The following is a 15693-nucleotide window of genomic DNA, read 5'->3' as shown; positions in this document are numbered from 1 at the left end:
TTATAACAGTTGTACTTCGAAGGTTTGGTAACACTGGCAATCGGATTAATACCTGTCGTAATTTCTTGATCAGAAAATAAAATAGCAAAACCACCTTCTGATGGTTGCACAGACTTCTTTTCTTTATCAAATTTAATATTAATAAGTAACTGATGTATCCATGAATCAACACCCATGATTAAAAGTAATTGAGGATTTTCTGTATGATCTAAATTTAAATGTTTAGTCAACATTTCATCAATAACCATTTGAGTTTCATCACTGCTGTTTACATAACTAATATGATATTGAACATCATGTTGCTCATTTATATCTAATCATTTTAAATACTGTTTTGGTAGTTCTGACAGTATTTCCTTTTCTACATCAGATATATGACTAGGTAAAATGTACAAAACTTGCAGATTTGGTCGCGGACGATATGCTATTTCAGTAGATTCTTGCAGAGGTTGCTTGCATATTTGTGATAGCCAATCAGGATGTAATCGTGCTTGATTTTTAGACTTAATGATCTCTTCTTGTTGCAGATATAGCTGTTTGATATCTAAACTCTGTAAAACTAAAGCAATTTTTTCAAACAATTGAATCGTTATTTGCTCAATACGTTTTGCACGATCAGTATAAAGTAGGCGTGAGATAATACAGACAAAGCTGAAACTTGTTGTTTAAAGAGTTTTTTTCCTCATCGTTAAGTACGGGCATAGATAAAATCCGCTGGCTTAAATAAGGATAAGTTTTTTCATATTTTAAAATAGGATCAGGTTCAGCGGGTTTCTTTTTCTGGAGTTCAACAATTATCTGTTTTACATCATTTCCAAAAGGTGTCATTAATGCAGTTTCTAAAATATGTAAATATTGTACTGGTAAAAGTGTATTTCCGTCTAGGTCGATAGATGTATTATCTTCTTGATCATTTGGGGTGTTACTTTCATCTACAGAAGGGAGAGTCTTTGTACTAGTTAATTTATTTTTTATAAACTTGAAAAGAAGAAAAAATATATAAAAAGCAAATAAAATAGATAAAGGTAAACCAATCAACATAATCATGAGGGTTGATGCTGATATATCTATGTTTGTATTATCTCGCCAGTAACTAATCACGATATAATCAAAAACAATCAAGAACGTGAAAGCTAATAAAAGCCAACGTAAACCTTTCGACATACCTTATATCACTGTTTACTTACTAACGCAGGGTCTGGATAACTCTCATCTATATGAATTCCTTGAGCCTTTCCTAAAACTAAGTAGTCTTTAATCGCGTGGATATCGATCTCGAACTTAGCTATGATTGCTGCTTCATTGGTTTTGTCGTACTCTGATTCACTTGCATTTGCAACTGTTACCATACTAGTAAATACCATCAATAATATTTTATTCATAATAGCCAGCTCATTTTCCTCATATGAAACAACTAACAATTGGCAGCCAAGCCCAAAGGACATCCATCTATATCTACATGAATAAAATAGTTTTTTAGATAATCATTTTCCATTTGCTGTATATCCTCTAAAGTATAATTATCATCAGGCTGTATATAGTTTTTATCGTTGTTTATCAGTGTTAAATAAGTTTTGCGTAACTGTTTGTTTTTGGTGTCAAACATTGTTTCACAACTTTGTGCTGACTTGTAGTAGTACGATTGAGTGGTCGATTTTTTATCAGAGTGTGTGAGTTCTGTTAGTTTTGCTCTGATATAATTTACAAGGCTATTCTGAATCGAAGTACCATTGATAAGCCGAAGTAACGGCACTCGTTCATTATACATTGTAATGGAGGCATTACTAAATAACTCACTTGTATGATCATACTTTTCTTCTAAATTAAACAACTTGGTATAACACTGTGCCTTTCCTAATGTTGCATACTCCTCAAAAGCTCGATTGTCATTTGCAAATTTAGTCATCACTGCTTTTTGTATGCCATGATTTTCTGTAGAAAAATCCTTTGCAACAGCGATGTTTGCAACACTAGCGATGACTAAATAAAATAGTATTTTGTTCATAGAGTATTTTTTCATTTTAACTCCCAAAGGCAAACAGTACCAAGGTTTCCATCCGCATAAGCTTGATTAGGATATTTGCTTGTACCGTGTATGACATCTGTTCCATCCCAAATTGTAATATGACCAGATGCTCCGAAACTCCTTTGATCGCTAGAAACAAAGGAAAATACGCCTTTTCTACCTCCTATCTCACGTTGTAGATCAGCGAGCGTGGTCGTAGCCTCAGTTTTAAAACTGGGAACCTCAGGAGAGTTCCATTTTTTTTGGAGCAGCTTTCTCATATTCACCGCAGAGACAGTAATTCCTTTACTCTTGAATTCACCATATTGTACGTTATATTCACGACCAACATCTTTTACTCCAGCGTGTAGTAACGCAACCGAAACTCGAGTAGCGCAAGAGTTATTAAAAACACCTCGATTATAGTCGGGACCAAAAAGCTCAATAAATAGCTCATCTGTACTCATAGTGTTAGCCAAATCTTGATAAAAACTGCTTACGGCAGCCCAGCTTGGTCGATTAGCAATACAATGTACGGTTTTATCTTGAGCAATAGCAGTGATGGTGCATGTCATTTTTTACCCTCTAGTTAAAAGCTAACTGTTTATCTTTAAGTACATTTTTAATTATAGCAACGCCATTCTGATTAACTTTACCTGAAACGGAAAAAGTTTGAGTTTCTCCATTAACACTATCGTGTTTGATTTTAGCAGACACTTCTTCACCCTCAGTATAGTTTATTGTCTCAATATGTAGATTCATGTCTACATAATGCCTAGAGGAATCGGAAATTGGCTTGCAATCTTCCCCATAAGACCAAAACAGATGGGTAATTTTTTTATCTTTTGAGTTTGCTATTATGGGCATATTAGGCAAAGTTGCATTAAAATGTACTGCTCCTAATGTATTGAAAATTTGAGATTTAATATCTACAACAGCAGGGCTACCTATTTCAATTGAGCCATTTTTCCTGATCTTAATATAGCCACCACTTTTATTTCCTAGCGTTATTTCCTTATCAGCTACAATATTAATCGAACCTTGGCTACTTGTAATAGATACATCTTTTAAAGCAGCAACTTGCAATACATCATTCTGTGCCTGAATTTGCACTGCCCCTTGATTGGCAAAAGCTTTTAGTCCTCCTTGTTGAGCATATAAACTCATTCCACTAAGAGTATTGGCTGTCAATTGCCCCATACTGCTGATGTCGATTTGCTTATTTGCAATCATTGTTATATTTTCACCAGCTTGATAACTATGACTTTTTGGTGTAGTCACAGCTATACCTGTAGGTGTACTAATCAGGATATTAGGCTTTGCCATGGTTTTAAATTGATCATCGAGTTGCTGTTTTAAGCTCGGATAACGTGTATAACCATCTTTAGGGTCAGCTTTTGCCTGTGTCGCACCTTTTTGTAATACTTTAACATCAGCTAAAGCCTTTTCTAGTCTTTGTATCGCATCTTCTATATCAAGCTGTTCTCTTTCAGCATTTGGTTGTGCATCTGTTCCAACAAATAGCCCCTTTGCTGCCCTAATCGCTCCCCATTGGTCAGTTCTGAGTTCAAAACCCTCTCCACGATCATCACTTTCTGCTTTGTCTTTGGGATGACTCAGTTTGCCCAAGTTGAGTTGGCTGGCGCCATGACTACTCTGTAACTGACTGCTGATTTGGTTAGTTGTATCATCAAATCTCAGCTGGTTGTAGCCACTACCTTGATATTCCTTGCTTTTGATTCCTGACAACTTTTTAGTATCAGGCAGTTTACCTTTGTCATCAAACTTGGTCGGATGGCGGTGACCCTCATGAATACGCCCCATCACGAACGGTCTATCAAGATCGCCCCCAAAGAAGTCAATGGCGACCAGCTCTCCAACTCTTGGTAAAAATCTTGCGCCATAGCCTTCGCCTGCCCATGGCGTCAGCACATCCACCCAAGCCGAGTCGGTATCATTGTCGTTTGAGCCTGCACCACCATCATGAGTGTTGTCTTCACTACGGGTAAACAGGAAGCGAACTTTAATCCGTCCACATTCATCAACATAAATTTCTTCTCCACTTAAACCAACGACTCTAGCACGCATCGGATGGGCTATTGGTCTTTGGACTAAGGGGTTATATTCTGGAACAATGGTAATATTACGTCGTTGTAGTACCAACTCATTGGCTTGGCGTTCTTCACTGTTGTTTGTGATGATATCGGTGGTTTGCCAATCATTTTGTTTCAGTAAAGTTTCAACTTGATAGCTTAAGTCTTTGGGTAAATTATTTTGATTATAAAAACGCTTCGATATGATCAAGAACTGCTTATTTTGAGACTCGAGTTGAGATATGGTCGGATGTTCATCTAGCTCAAAAAAGTAACCAACATGTGCATCTCGTACAGTTGAGGTTGCTGTAAATTGTTTGGCTTGTGAGTCGTAGTAGTTGCCCAAGTTTTCATTGAACTTTTCAATCTGACTGTTACCTGATTTGGTTACACCATCTTCCCCATTCAGGTCTTGTATCCATGCTGGGCTAAAATGCCATGCCTGTTCTAGACCTAAACTGGCATTGTCATAATTTTTACTATGTTGGTGTTTACTTTGAACTGAGCCTGCACCCTCTTCTGTTTCCAATGCATCTGCTTGCCATCGTTGGATATGCACTGAAGTAGGTTGGATTGAGCGTTGTCCGATAAACGCCGTGATACTGTCTGTGAGTTCTGTCGCGGAACTGCGATGAAAGCGAATGTTCTTACGATCTAAACTTTTATATTGGGAGTTATCATCGATTAAACGTAGCTTTTGAGGCTGGATTTGTTCACTTGAACTGGAAACTTTAAGCTGTGCTTCATCGATTAAAGTTGTAATGCCTTCCTCAGAAAGAAGTCTTTGAATGAATTCGCCATCCAATTCATTATTCTGCATAATGAATGGTCTGACATCATAGTCCTTGGTTAAGCCACTTTTATCCAATGTCAGACTGGATGCAAACAAGGAACTTCGTTGTTGCCACTCAGAAAAAATGCATTGCACAATATCCACAATAGATTTCGCCATGAAAACTCTCGAATTTCTACGATATTTCCACAGTGCTGTTGGGTCTTCTACGGTTAAACGATAAACTGTAAGGGAGCCATCAGAGGCACCCACATCTGCTTTGGTTACAATGCCTGAAATTCGATTGAGTTCGGATTGATCGTTGACGATATCAATGGCGACTTGAGAACCAATGAACGTCTTTAAAGGCAATTGCGCATTGGTTGAAAGGCAGATCAGTTGTAAGTGAATTCCTTCATTGAGAGCATGCGTGCCATTAATACGCTGAAGAAAGACTTGATCGTTAAGGCTTTTATTACTGAACTGTGCATGTATCGCACGTTTTTTGGCAGTAAGACCTAATTGCTCCAAAGCAGCATAAATATTGTTAGACATAGTTTATTATTGGATTTTAGATTGTGATCCATTCTACTCAATTACTTAATAATCTGTCTATACAGAACTGTCTATGATCATGTGGAGTACGACAATTTATGTCTCATTTTGTTTCAGTTGTTTAAGCAAGTAACGTCTATAACTGATCTGATCTCTAGTCATGTCATATTTTTTGGCGAGTTCGTGCCGTGTTGACCTAAATAATTCATCTCGATGTTGTAATACCCATGTCATCACATCCTTCTTTTTCCCTAATTCTGGAAATAGAGCTTGAAGTCTTTTACGGGCATAAATCAGTTGAAGTTTGGTTAAATTAAAATTTCGTGCAATGTCTTCAAGTTTAATATCTGTTCTAAAAAACTCTTGTTTATGATCCAGTAACCATTTCTGATACTGTGCTTGATGAATTTTACGATTGTCTGCTGTATTCGATAAATGAAATTCTTCGCAAACCTGTTGATGCATCCAATAGGCAGTCGCATATGAAATTTGAAGATAATCACTAATTTCTGGAACAGTCATTTGTGAAATTTCATGTTTATGTGATTGATAGCGTAGTTCTTTTTTTAGACTGGTTAAACTTTGTCTTTTTGAGTCTATAGGAGCTACTGCCAAAGTCTGCTTTAGGTATTTTGTATAGAGATTGACTTGTGGCTTCGTTAAACCGTATTTCTCGTTGAGAATCTGAAAGCTATTGCTTAGTAATTCTTCTTTATGCTGGTGCATCCATTGATGATCTAGTTTAAAGTATTTTTTTTGTAAATTTAGCTCGCGTCTAAAACAAATGACCTTATCTCGTGAAATACCCAATTGCTTCACAACCTCATCAATTCTGTGTTGTTTGAGAAATTGGACAATTTCATCCGTAAGAATATATGCTAAAAATCCACCAGTTGAACCATATAGCCACCCCTTATAAATCATAACTCCAGTTGGCGTTTTTCGTTCTTCATAAACATCCCAATCTTCACCTTGCCAACCCTTGATGGTCTTGATTGGATATAAATTATACTTTTTAGCCATAACCACTGAATTTCATTATGTTGATGAATAAATCTTTTTATCAAGTTCAGCTTAAAAATTAAAGTGATTTTAAACAAATATTTGAATAGAGTTATAAATATTCTTTGATTTTTCATCAAAAAAATTTCCATCCAAATGATTGATCCGCTTAGAATAGGCAATTTTTAAGTCATTGTTTAATTCGCTGTTACTGCGGTAAACGTCCGCTGCTCCACTACTAAAATTAATTACAGACGCTTATTTTCGTACCCACTTATTTTTTAATGAGTGCTTAATTGATAAGCCAAAATTTAACCATCATTTATACTGAAGGCGTAAGAAGAAAACGTCGTACTTATATCAACAAATTCAAACTAGAGCTTGTTCAAAAATGCCATCACCCCCATGTTCTATTGCCAGTGTTGCATTAGAACATGGCAGCAATACCAATTTACTGAATCGTTGGGTGAAAAAACTATCTAATGAAAATGGCATTGTAAACAGGATAACCTTTAACTGCCCATTGTAATCCAAGTATAGAAGCAATTTTTCTAGCTGAAAAATAATATCAAGATAAGCAACAGACATAAGATACTCATCATGCTGAGGCCCTGCCTTTCCTTTAAAAGGCTCAATCTGAATTTTATAAAAATCCAATAAACATTTAAGCTCTTTAATCCGTTGTGTATATTCTATCTCAGATAATTTCATATTCAATTCTCGACAAGAAATCTAGTAACTACGCGGGATATAGTTGAACAAATTAAAAATAGCATGTTTTTTCACTAAGTATAAAATTAAAAATTACCTCACAGAGCACATTTTATTCGTCTTTAAGCTAAAAGTTGAATCACTTTATCAGTATAATCACTCAACACAGAAACTTATTTTAAACAAAATTAAACATGGAAAAATTAACAGTACTTCAGCTAAGCAAACGAACTGGTCTTTCAAGAACACAAATTTACTATTTAAAAAGACATAAAAAAATTAATATAATCAATGGAAAAATAGATCTAAATAAAGCTATGCCAGCTATTTTTGAGTTAGTCGATAAAAAATCAAATAAAGACAATGAAGTAAATTTTAAACAGATTTTAAACCTTCTCATTTCGCAAAATATCTCGCTACAAACACAGTTAAACTTTGCGCTTGAGCGCGAAAAAGAATATCTTGCTGAGCTTATAATTTATAGGCAGCACTATGCCCAAAAAACAGTCCAAAACCCACCAAAATTTGAAGGTAATACTCAAATTGAGCTAGAAAATAATGTAGTTGATACAAACGAAAATTATCAAAATCAAATGCAATCTAAGATAGAAAATCAAGCTTCTTTAGAGTCTTGCCAAAGCATCAATAAAGAAACGAAATTGGCAAGTGAGGCTGGTCCCTCCCCCCTTCCCACAAAGTCTCTTCAAAATGAAATGATCTTATCCGAATCGAAAAGTTGGGATACTAGACCCAAAAATGAAAGTACTGAGCAAAATGCTGGTGCTCTGATTGACACACATATTCCAACCCAAAATGAAACAAAACTACGGCTAAATAAAAATACAAAGAAAACATCTACAGCCCAAGTAGTAAAACGAACAGCTAAGAATATTTCTATAATACCCACTCCTTGCAAATCTGACAGGACGCCCATAAACAAATCAATTGAAGATCAAGATAAAATCGATAAAAAGGATCATCACAACTACGAGCAATAAGAATAAGATTAAAAATTAGGCATACAGTATATTTATATACGAATCTATTCTGCAAGAGTTCAGATTAAACTCAATTTACCTATTTTCCAAAGCTGTCTGAATAATTCTTATTTTGATTTTTCCAATCCAAAATTTTATGTGGGTTACAGTGTGAGAAAAAAATACACATAAAAAAAAGCCCTTGCAATAACAAGGGCTTAAATCAATATTTGGCGGAAGCGGTGAGATTCGAACTCACGGAGGACTCACACCCTCGTCGGTTTTCAAGACCGGTGCATTAAACCGCTCTGCCACGCTTCCATGTGCGCAAGAATACTAAGCTTTTCCAATTCTGACAAGAAAAAAATAGACTTAAACCATTCAAATGCATATTGTTTCATCAAAATAGATGATTTTGATTAAAGTTTAGCTGCTATTTCAGCACCTTCACGAATCGCACGCTTGGCATCAAGCTCACCAGCCAATTTTGCACCACCGATAATATGGTAATTTGCTAAAGTTGACTCCCCCTCTAGAGGCATTAAATCCTTAACGGATTCCTGACCTGCACACACCACAATCGTATCGACTCGTAACAATTGATCATGACCATTGCTTTCAATCCATAATCCTTCATTGGTTACAGACTTATATTGCACACCACGCATCATTCTTACTGCATGTTTTTTCAATTGTGCACGGTGTACCCAACCAGAGGTTTTACCTAAACCAATACCAAGAGGTGTGGTTTTACGTTGCATCAAATATATTTGACGAACCGGTTGCTCTACTTCAGCAGGAACAAAGCCACCTTCAGTCATATAGTTCGGATTTGGGTCTACGCCCCACTCACGTTGCCAATCTGCCAAAGGTTGTGGTTGCGGCTGATGCTCAGGTTTTAACAAATATTCAGATACATCAAATCCAATACCACCTGCACCGACAACAGCAACTCTATTGCCGACAGGTGCGCCACGTAATACTTGAGCATAAGACAACACTTGCGGTGCGTTACTGCCCTCAATATTTAAACCACGTGGAATCACACCTGTTGCGATCACCACATCGTCAAAACCTTCACGCTCTAATTGCTCACGATTCACTTTGGTATTTAAACGTAAATCTACACCAGTTTTTTCGATCTGAACTTTAAAATAACGTATGGTTTCATGGAACTCTTCTTTACCGGGCACAACTTTAGCGAGGTTAAACTGTCCACCGACCTCAGTAGAGGCTTCAAACAAAGTTACTTGATGTCCACGACTTGCAGCTATAGTGGCTGCAGACATTCCTGCAACACCACCACCTACAACTGCAATTTTCTTCGGCTTTTTTGTTTTGAGATAAACCAGTTCAGTTTCATGTGCTGCTCGTGGGTTCACCAAGCAACTTGCACGCTTATTTTGAAAACTATGATCTAAACAGGCTTGATTACACGCAATACAAGTATTGATTTCATCAACACGATTGGTTGCGGTTTTACTTACCCAAAAAGCATCTGCCAATAATGGGCGCGCCATTTGCACCATATCAGCTTTACCTGTTGCCAAAATTTCTTCAGCAGTATCAGGCATATTAATTCGATTAGAAGCAATGACAGGCACAGCCACATGCTTTTTCACTTCTGCTGTGTAATCTACAAATGCAGCGCGTGGAACAGAAGTGACAATGGTGGGTACACGTGCCTCATGCCAACCAATCCCTGTATTGAGCAAAGTAATACCTGCTTTTTCCAATGCCTGTGCAACAGTGATCACCTCGTCCATGGTATTACCATCATGAACTAAATCGAGCATCGACAAACGGAAACAAATAATAAACTTTTCACCAACTTTAGCACGAATCGCTTTTACAATTTCTACCGCTAAGCGCATACGATTTTCAATTGGCCCACCCCAACGGTCTTCACGTTGGTTAACATGACGACTTAAAAATTGATTCAGCAAATAGCCTTCTGAACCCATAATCTCTACGCCATCATAACCGGCCTTTTTTGCCAGACTAGCTGTTTCAGCATAATCTTGAATGGTTTCAAGTATCAGTTTGTCACTCATCTGACGTGGTTTAAACATCGAAATCGGCGATTTAATTGGGCTTGAAGACACAACAAATGGCTGATAACCATAACGCCCTGCATGCAGAATTTGCATCAGAATTTTTGCACCATGCTTATGTACCGCATGTGTGACTAAACGATGTGGTGCAATATCACCTAAAGTATTCATCGTACCACCAGCGGGGAGTAACCAACCTTGGCGGTTTGGGGAAATCCCCCCTGTAATAATTAGCCCAACACCACCTTTGGCACGTTCTCCAAAATATGCAGCAAGTTTTGGATAGTTATAAAAACGATCTTCTAAACCCGTGTGCATTGAGCCCATCACGACACGATTTTTAATGGTCGTAAATCCCAGATGGAGTGGTTTTAAGATATTTGCATAGCTATTTGACATGATGAATCCTTTAAGTTTGGCTTTGCAACTTGTTGCATACTACTTTATCGAGTTTTAATTTTTTTTTGATGGCAATTTTTGATATTTTCATCGTATATAGTGTCAATTCTAACTGTCTTACGCATAGAGAGAAGTAACACATCTTGATATGATTCATAAAAGAAAAGTGTTATACAGTTTTATAACAATCTTCTGTGTCAATTTTCGTTATTTTGCAATATAACTGCTGAATAAAAGTAAATAAGAAAAGGCATCAACGTTATGAGCCACCCAGTATTTTTAACCAGTTCTACCTTTAGCCGTATGCCAAGAGGTAGTCAAAATCAATGGGCTGAGTTTTTTCAAAGCGCATCTTTTGAACTTGAAGCAAATGCATTTATTCCAATTTTATGGTTTATGCTGTTTAAGCAAGAGAATATTTTCTGGACTAGATATATAGATGAACTTGATATCAACGATGATCGCAATCAAGTTGATCTTGAAGAACGCCAAGAAGATTTTGGGGAGAGTCAGTATGCTTATTTAGTCATTGACCAACAACAAGCACTTCTCAATTTAGCAGCTCGAAAACCCTTATTTATAGAAATTTTTGGTACAGAAAATATCTACCATTTTGATGATTTTAAATCTTTAATCGAACAACATTATCCTGAGTACATTTTATTGCGGACCAGTGGTTTACCTTTGGATTTAAAAGATGCTTATTTCTTAACCCAATTGCTACAACACATCGAAAACAAAGCACAAGATGATTCACAGCAGCACTCTTTTATCGAAATGCAACGTATTGAACTTGCGCGTTTTGATGATCATCCTTATTTCTTTTATGGTGTCAATCTGCATCCCCCTATTCTCAATTTAACCACCACAGAAAACCAATCGACAGTTGAACAAAGCAACCATGCTCAATCTCAACAACACTCTTTAGAAACTTCTGGTTTGGCGATTTGGATTTGCACAGCTATCGTTGCAATCTTAACCATTGCAGTATGGTTTACGACACAATCCGCACTCTATGCTGGTATTACCTTCTTGATTAGTGCTTTTGTTCTTGGGTTTATTTCTTCCAAATTTGGCGAACCGAAATAAAAAATAGCCATGTTTTTTAGCATGGCTATGTTAATCAAATAAATCAGTTCTTCATTTATTACTTTTTTTAAAGACTGCTGATTTGATCAATCAGCATGAGCAAGTTAAATTAAAACGGCTCAACATCATCATTTCCAGTACTTTAATTTACTGGTCTGCCCAATCCCAACATTAAAACTATTGGTTGGATCAAGTTTTTGATAATGATTTTTTAAAGTAGGCTTTGCAATATATAAATGCCCGACATTGTGCTCCGCTGGATATTCTGCACCACGACTATCTAGCAAATGCCACATTTGATGTTCCATCGCCAAAGGATCGACACCTTTTTTGACAATATAATCTTGATGAAACACATGACAGAGGAAATGCCCGTAATACAATTTATGGGTAATCAAATCATCCATCTCTTTAGGTAAAGTTTCGACCCATTCACGATCGTTACGACGTAAAGCAATATCCAGCGCAACAATGTCCTCAACTTCCGAACGATGTGTATCACGATAACGAATGGCAGCACCTGCCACTGCGAAACGGTGTAAAAATGCCTTTCGGCCTTCTTCATCTGTACAACGGAAAAAATGGCCTGATGTTTTATGTTGGAAATACTCATTTAAAAAGAGTTCAACTTGTTCAACATCCTGATTTTCGATACGAATCATCAAATGATGTTCATATAAATCACGAAATGTATTCATTCGTTTTGGCAAATGATTTGGCAACAACTTCGTCACCATCTGCAAAACTTTATCAGACAAACTGCGAAGACCAATTTTTTCAAGATATCCGTCTACCTTATCTTTTAACGCAAATGCAGCAGGTACTTTTGCCGTACCAAATTTTTCGATAAACATAAAGGTATCTTTGCCAAATTCAGCACCAATATCATATGCAACACGATGAATATATTCACCAGCAATCGGCAATCTCGGCAAATCTTTCAATAAGAAACGGCGGATTTCAGTCAAATCGGCATGTGAGTTGGTTCCCACATAAAATACCTGACTTGGAATTTTTTCAAAGGTGTCTAAACGCACTGCAAAGACACAGACTTTACCCGCAGAACCTGAAGCTTCAAATAAACGTGATGGATCAGCATTAAAGCGTGCAGGCGTATTTTCATCGACCTGTTTAACATCATGCGCATAACGATGGTCAGAAGCACAACAACTAGAATTATTAATAATATCATTGAGTTGATATTTTTTATTTTCAAGTTTTGTCAAAATTTCTTCAGGTGTTTTACCCAGATTCACACCCAAATGATTGACCAACTCTAATTCACCAGACTCATTTATCCGTGCATAAAGCGCTAACTCCGTATAAGCAGGCCCTCGACGAACCAATGCCCCACCAGAGTTATTACATATTCCACCTAAAACCGATGCACCAATACAAGATGAACCAATTACTGAATGCGGCTCACGATTATAGTGTGCCAACTCTTTTTCAAGACGATCTAAGGTTGCACCAGGTAGGCAAATCACTTGCTGACCTTGATTAATCACTTGAATACCAGTCAAACGACGTGTACTCATTAAAATAACTGGTCGGTCGTAATCATCACCAAAAGGTGTTGAACCACCCGTGAGGCCAGTATTTGCAGCTTGCATAATCACAATACAGTCTGCATTTACAGCAGCTTGTAACACTTGCCATTGTTCAAACAAAGTTCCAGGAACCACAACAGCCAAGACTTGCCCTGAGCCATAACGACGACCCTGACGATAAAGGCGGGTATCATTATCATGAGTTAAAACGTGTTGCTGACCGACGATGTTGATTAATTGCTGAATGGTTTGTTGTGAATCAATATTAGATTGCATTTTCCCTATCCTATTGATGAACCCTTATTTAATCTCAGTCAATAAGGCATTCATTCCGACAGCATTTTTTTCAATATTATTTGTATTGAGGGATTAATGATCAGTTCAAGCTACTGTTTTGATGAAAAGTAGCTTAAACCTCGCTTATCCACAAAACTTGTTAAATCACATCTTTTCATTTGATGCTTTGCAAAAACAACATGTTATAAGGTCGTTCTACCTGAAAGCTTTTCAGATGACATTTGCACCTATCAAATTTAAAAATGTCATTTATCTTGATGAATTATCAAAAATACATCATTCATCCAATCCTTTGTCTAACTTCACTAAACAATCGGCGCTTATGTCTGCAATTGTTTTGGCGCCCGTCAAAGTCATTGCGACACGCATTTCTTTATCAATTAACTCAAGCAGATTTGAAACGCCTGCACCACCCGCTGCCCCTAATGCATAAACAAAGGCACGTCCCAGCATGCAGGTATCTGCACCCAATGCGAGCATACGTACAACGTCCAAACCATTACGAATACCAGAGTCAGCAAGGATTTTAATATCGCCTTTGACGGCATCTGCAATTGGCGGAAGTGCGCGCGCAGATGACAAGACGCCATCTAACTGACGACCACCATGATTTGATACAACAATACCATCGGCACCGAAACGAACTGCATCTTTGGCATCTTCAGGGTCAAGAATTCCTTTAATTACCATTGGGCCATCCCAAAATTCACGAATCCACTCAAGGTCTTTCCATGAAATAGACGGGTCAAAGTTATTGCCCAACCAACCAATATAATCTTCAAGTCCAGTCGGCTTTCCTAAGTATTTTGAAATATTTCCTAAATCATGTGGACGACCCAGTAAACCGACATTCCAAGCCCAATGTGGATGAAAACATGACTGCATATAACGACGCATCGCTGCATTTGAACCACTCATGCCAGAATGTGCATCACGGTAACGCGCCCCTGGTACAGGCATATCAACAGTAAACACCAAGGTTGAGCAACCTGCAGCTTTCGCTCGCTCTAAAGCATTTTTCATAAAGCCACGATCACGCAGCACATATAACTGAAACCACATTGGGCGGTTAATTGCTGGTGCAACTTCTTCAATCGGACATACTGACACTGTAGATAATGTAAAAGGAATGCCCTTTTTATCTGCCGCTATAGCAGCTTGAACCTCACCACGACGTGCATACATACCTGTTAATCCAACAGGAGATAAAGCAACAGGCATTGATAAAGTTTCATCAAACAATTTTGTTTCTAGACTTAGCTGAGACATGTCATTTAAAACACGTTGCCTTAACGCAATTTTTGATAAATCTTCTACATTTCGTTTCAGTGTATATTCCGCATATGCACCACCATCAATGTAATGAAAAAGAAATGGTGGTAAACGACGTCGCGCGGCTTCACGATAGTCATTTGCAGAAGAAATAATCATGCTCATATCCTGTTTAATCGACTCGCACGCTGACGACGGGCTTCTTCCTCATCAATCATACGTACTTGCTGTACTACAAATTCTATATGTCCACATACTGCATCTCTTGCTGCATCTGGATCATGACGTTCAATTGCATCCATCACTTTAAAATGTTGATCATGCAATTGATCAAAACGATGTGTTTCTGAATACACTTTACGTCTACCCAGTAGCACGTTAAATTGCAACAGATCAAAAACGCCCCGCATCATCTGAATCAATACTAAATTGTGTGATGCTTCAGCAATCGCTAAATGGAATTTAGCATCTGCTAGAGAAGCCTGCTCATCATCGCCAATCGACTGAAAATATGAAATCTGATCATAATATTCGCGAATCTGAGCTAGATCTTTAGGCGTTGCACGTTGCGCAGCATACCAAGCTGAACCACCCTCAAGTATTGTTCGAGCCTCTTGCACATCAAAACGATATGCAGGGTCTTCATCAATCAAATTACTTAAAGGTTCAACAATCTGAAATTTTGACCAGTTCACAGGGAATTGTTGTAAATACGTCCCTGCTCCAACTTTACTGACCAGCATACCCGTACTGGTCAGTTGTGAAATCGCTTCTCTTAAAGAGGAACGGGATACACCGAGTTGTTCACACAATTTTCGTTCAGCAGGTAGACGTTCTCCGACTTGCATGTTTTTTTCTTCAATTAACATACGAAGGCTTTGTACCACTTTGTCAGAGACTTTCATCTGCTTTCCTCA

Annotated in this window: 13 protein-coding genes and 1 tRNA gene; 2 read left to right on the top strand and 12 right to left on the bottom strand. The window is 37.5% G+C overall.

Annotated features, from left to right (window positions below):
* Positions 1 to 615: 615 nt before the first annotated feature.
* The 7 genes from AC4CVF_RS03330 to AC4CVF_RS03300 form a co-directional block, all read right to left on the bottom strand.
* Positions 616 to 1164: a hypothetical protein gene (locus tag AC4CVF_RS03330; protein WP_490788873.1), complete on the bottom strand. Its 549-nt coding sequence runs from the start codon at positions 1162 to 1164 to the stop codon at positions 616 to 618.
* Positions 1165 to 1172: 8 nt separating this feature from the next.
* Positions 1173 to 1382: a hypothetical protein gene (locus AC4CVF_RS03325; RefSeq protein WP_490788872.1), complete on the bottom strand. Its 210-nt coding sequence runs from the start codon at positions 1380 to 1382 to the stop codon at positions 1173 to 1175.
* A gap of 32 nt (positions 1383 to 1414) precedes the next feature.
* Entirely contained in the window at positions 1415 to 2020 is a 606-nt protein-coding gene (locus AC4CVF_RS03320; protein WP_490788871.1) for a hypothetical protein, read from the bottom strand.
* The gene (locus AC4CVF_RS03315) at positions 2017 to 2580 is read right to left on the bottom strand and encodes a T6SS effector amidase Tae4 family protein (RefSeq protein WP_336951658.1); all 564 of its coding nucleotides are present in this window, start codon (positions 2578 to 2580) and stop codon (positions 2017 to 2019) included. Before AC4CVF_RS03315 ends, AC4CVF_RS03320 begins: the two co-directional genes overlap by 4 nt.
* 10 nt (positions 2581 to 2590) lie before the next feature.
* The gene (locus AC4CVF_RS03310; protein WP_490788870.1) at positions 2591 to 5425 is read right to left on the bottom strand and encodes a type VI secretion system Vgr family protein; all 2835 of its coding nucleotides are present in this window, start codon (positions 5423 to 5425) and stop codon (positions 2591 to 2593) included.
* Between the two features lie 96 nt (positions 5426 to 5521).
* Positions 5522 to 6448 carry a hypothetical protein gene (locus tag AC4CVF_RS03305; protein WP_490788869.1) on the bottom strand — a complete coding sequence of 309 codons (927 nt, stop codon included), beginning with the start codon at positions 6446 to 6448 and terminating at the stop codon, positions 5522 to 5524.
* 348 nt (positions 6449 to 6796) lie between these two features.
* Positions 6797 to 7138, bottom strand: coding sequence for a hypothetical protein (locus AC4CVF_RS03300; RefSeq protein ID WP_336951663.1), 342 nt, complete (start codon positions 7136 to 7138; stop codon positions 6797 to 6799).
* Between the two features lie 194 nt (positions 7139 to 7332).
* On the opposite strand from AC4CVF_RS03300, the gene AC4CVF_RS03295 reads away from it, so the two are divergent.
* A complete protein-coding gene (locus AC4CVF_RS03295) occupies positions 7333 to 8136 on the top strand; it encodes a hypothetical protein (protein WP_490788868.1) in 804 nt (267 codons plus the stop codon).
* Positions 8137 to 8346: 210 nt separating this feature from the next.
* On the opposite strand, the gene AC4CVF_RS03290 is transcribed toward AC4CVF_RS03295, so the two are convergent.
* Both AC4CVF_RS03290 and AC4CVF_RS03285 read right to left on the bottom strand, forming a co-directional pair.
* Positions 8347 to 8436 (bottom strand) — tRNA-Ser (locus AC4CVF_RS03290).
* Positions 8437 to 8534: 98 nt separating this feature from the next.
* Positions 8535 to 10568 (bottom strand): oxidoreductase, encoded by a 2034-nt coding sequence (locus AC4CVF_RS03285; RefSeq protein WP_336951667.1) that lies wholly within the window; start codon positions 10566 to 10568, stop codon positions 8535 to 8537.
* 261 nt (positions 10569 to 10829) lie between these two features.
* On the opposite strand from AC4CVF_RS03285, the gene AC4CVF_RS03280 reads away from it, so the two are divergent.
* A complete protein-coding gene (locus AC4CVF_RS03280) occupies positions 10830 to 11657 on the top strand; it encodes a hypothetical protein (RefSeq protein ID WP_490788867.1) in 828 nt (275 codons plus the stop codon).
* A gap of 128 nt (positions 11658 to 11785) precedes the next feature.
* Here AC4CVF_RS03280 and dld read toward each other — a convergent pair whose 3' ends face one another.
* From dld to lldR, 3 genes are all read right to left on the bottom strand, one after another.
* On the bottom strand, positions 11786 to 13483 hold the full coding sequence (gene dld, locus AC4CVF_RS03275) for a D-lactate dehydrogenase (protein WP_336951670.1): 1698 nt from the start codon (positions 13481 to 13483) through the stop codon (positions 11786 to 11788).
* Between the two features lie 297 nt (positions 13484 to 13780).
* On the bottom strand, positions 13781 to 14935 hold the full coding sequence (gene lldD, locus AC4CVF_RS03270) for an FMN-dependent L-lactate dehydrogenase LldD (RefSeq protein ID WP_336951672.1): 1155 nt from the start codon (positions 14933 to 14935) through the stop codon (positions 13781 to 13783).
* 2 nt (positions 14936 to 14937) lie between these two features.
* On the bottom strand, positions 14938 to 15681 hold the full coding sequence (gene lldR / locus AC4CVF_RS03265; RefSeq protein WP_336951674.1) for a transcriptional regulator LldR: 744 nt from the start codon (positions 15679 to 15681) through the stop codon (positions 14938 to 14940).
* Between the last annotated feature and the right edge of the window lie 12 nt (positions 15682 to 15693).

The sequence above is a fragment of the Acinetobacter sp. LipI_19 genome, assembly GCF_058242925.1.
The sequence above is the reverse complement of the archived record's forward strand: the minus strand, read 5'-3'. Positions and strand labels throughout refer to the sequence as shown.

Bases quoted from the DNA above. Each gene is read 5' to 3' on its own strand.
- AC4CVF_RS03320 (WP_490788871.1), bottom strand. From the start codon at position 2,020: ATGAAAAAATACTCTATGAACAAAATACTATTTTATTTAGTCATCGCT.
- lldD (WP_336951672.1), bottom strand. From the start codon at position 14,935: ATGATTATTTCTTCTGCAAATGACTATCGTGAAGCCGCGCGACGTCGT.
- dld (WP_336951670.1), bottom strand. From the start codon at position 13,483: ATGCAATCTAATATTGATTCACAACAAACCATTCAGCAATTAATCAAC.
- AC4CVF_RS03305 (WP_490788869.1), bottom strand. From the start codon at position 6,448: ATGGCTAAAAAGTATAATTTATATCCAATCAAGACCATCAAGGGTTGG.
- AC4CVF_RS03285 (WP_336951667.1), bottom strand. From the start codon at position 10,568: ATGTCAAATAGCTATGCAAATATCTTAAAACCACTCCATCTGGGATTT.
- AC4CVF_RS03315 (WP_336951658.1), bottom strand. From the start codon at position 2,580: ATGACATGCACCATCACTGCTATTGCTCAAGATAAAACCGTACATTGT.
- AC4CVF_RS03300 (WP_336951663.1), bottom strand. From the start codon at position 7,138: ATGAAATTATCTGAGATAGAATATACACAACGGATTAAAGAGCTTAAA.
- AC4CVF_RS03325 (WP_490788872.1), bottom strand. From the start codon at position 1,382: ATGAATAAAATATTATTGATGGTATTTACTAGTATGGTAACAGTTGCA.
- AC4CVF_RS03295 (WP_490788868.1), top strand. From the start codon at position 7,333: ATGGAAAAATTAACAGTACTTCAGCTAAGCAAACGAACTGGTCTTTCA.
- AC4CVF_RS03280 (WP_490788867.1), top strand. From the start codon at position 10,830: ATGAGCCACCCAGTATTTTTAACCAGTTCTACCTTTAGCCGTATGCCA.
- lldR (WP_336951674.1), bottom strand. From the start codon at position 15,681: ATGAAAGTCTCTGACAAAGTGGTACAAAGCCTTCGTATGTTAATTGAA.
- AC4CVF_RS03330 (WP_490788873.1), bottom strand. From the start codon at position 1,164: ATGTCGAAAGGTTTACGTTGGCTTTTATTAGCTTTCACGTTCTTGATT.
- AC4CVF_RS03310 (WP_490788870.1), bottom strand. From the start codon at position 5,425: ATGTCTAACAATATTTATGCTGCTTTGGAGCAATTAGGTCTTACTGCC.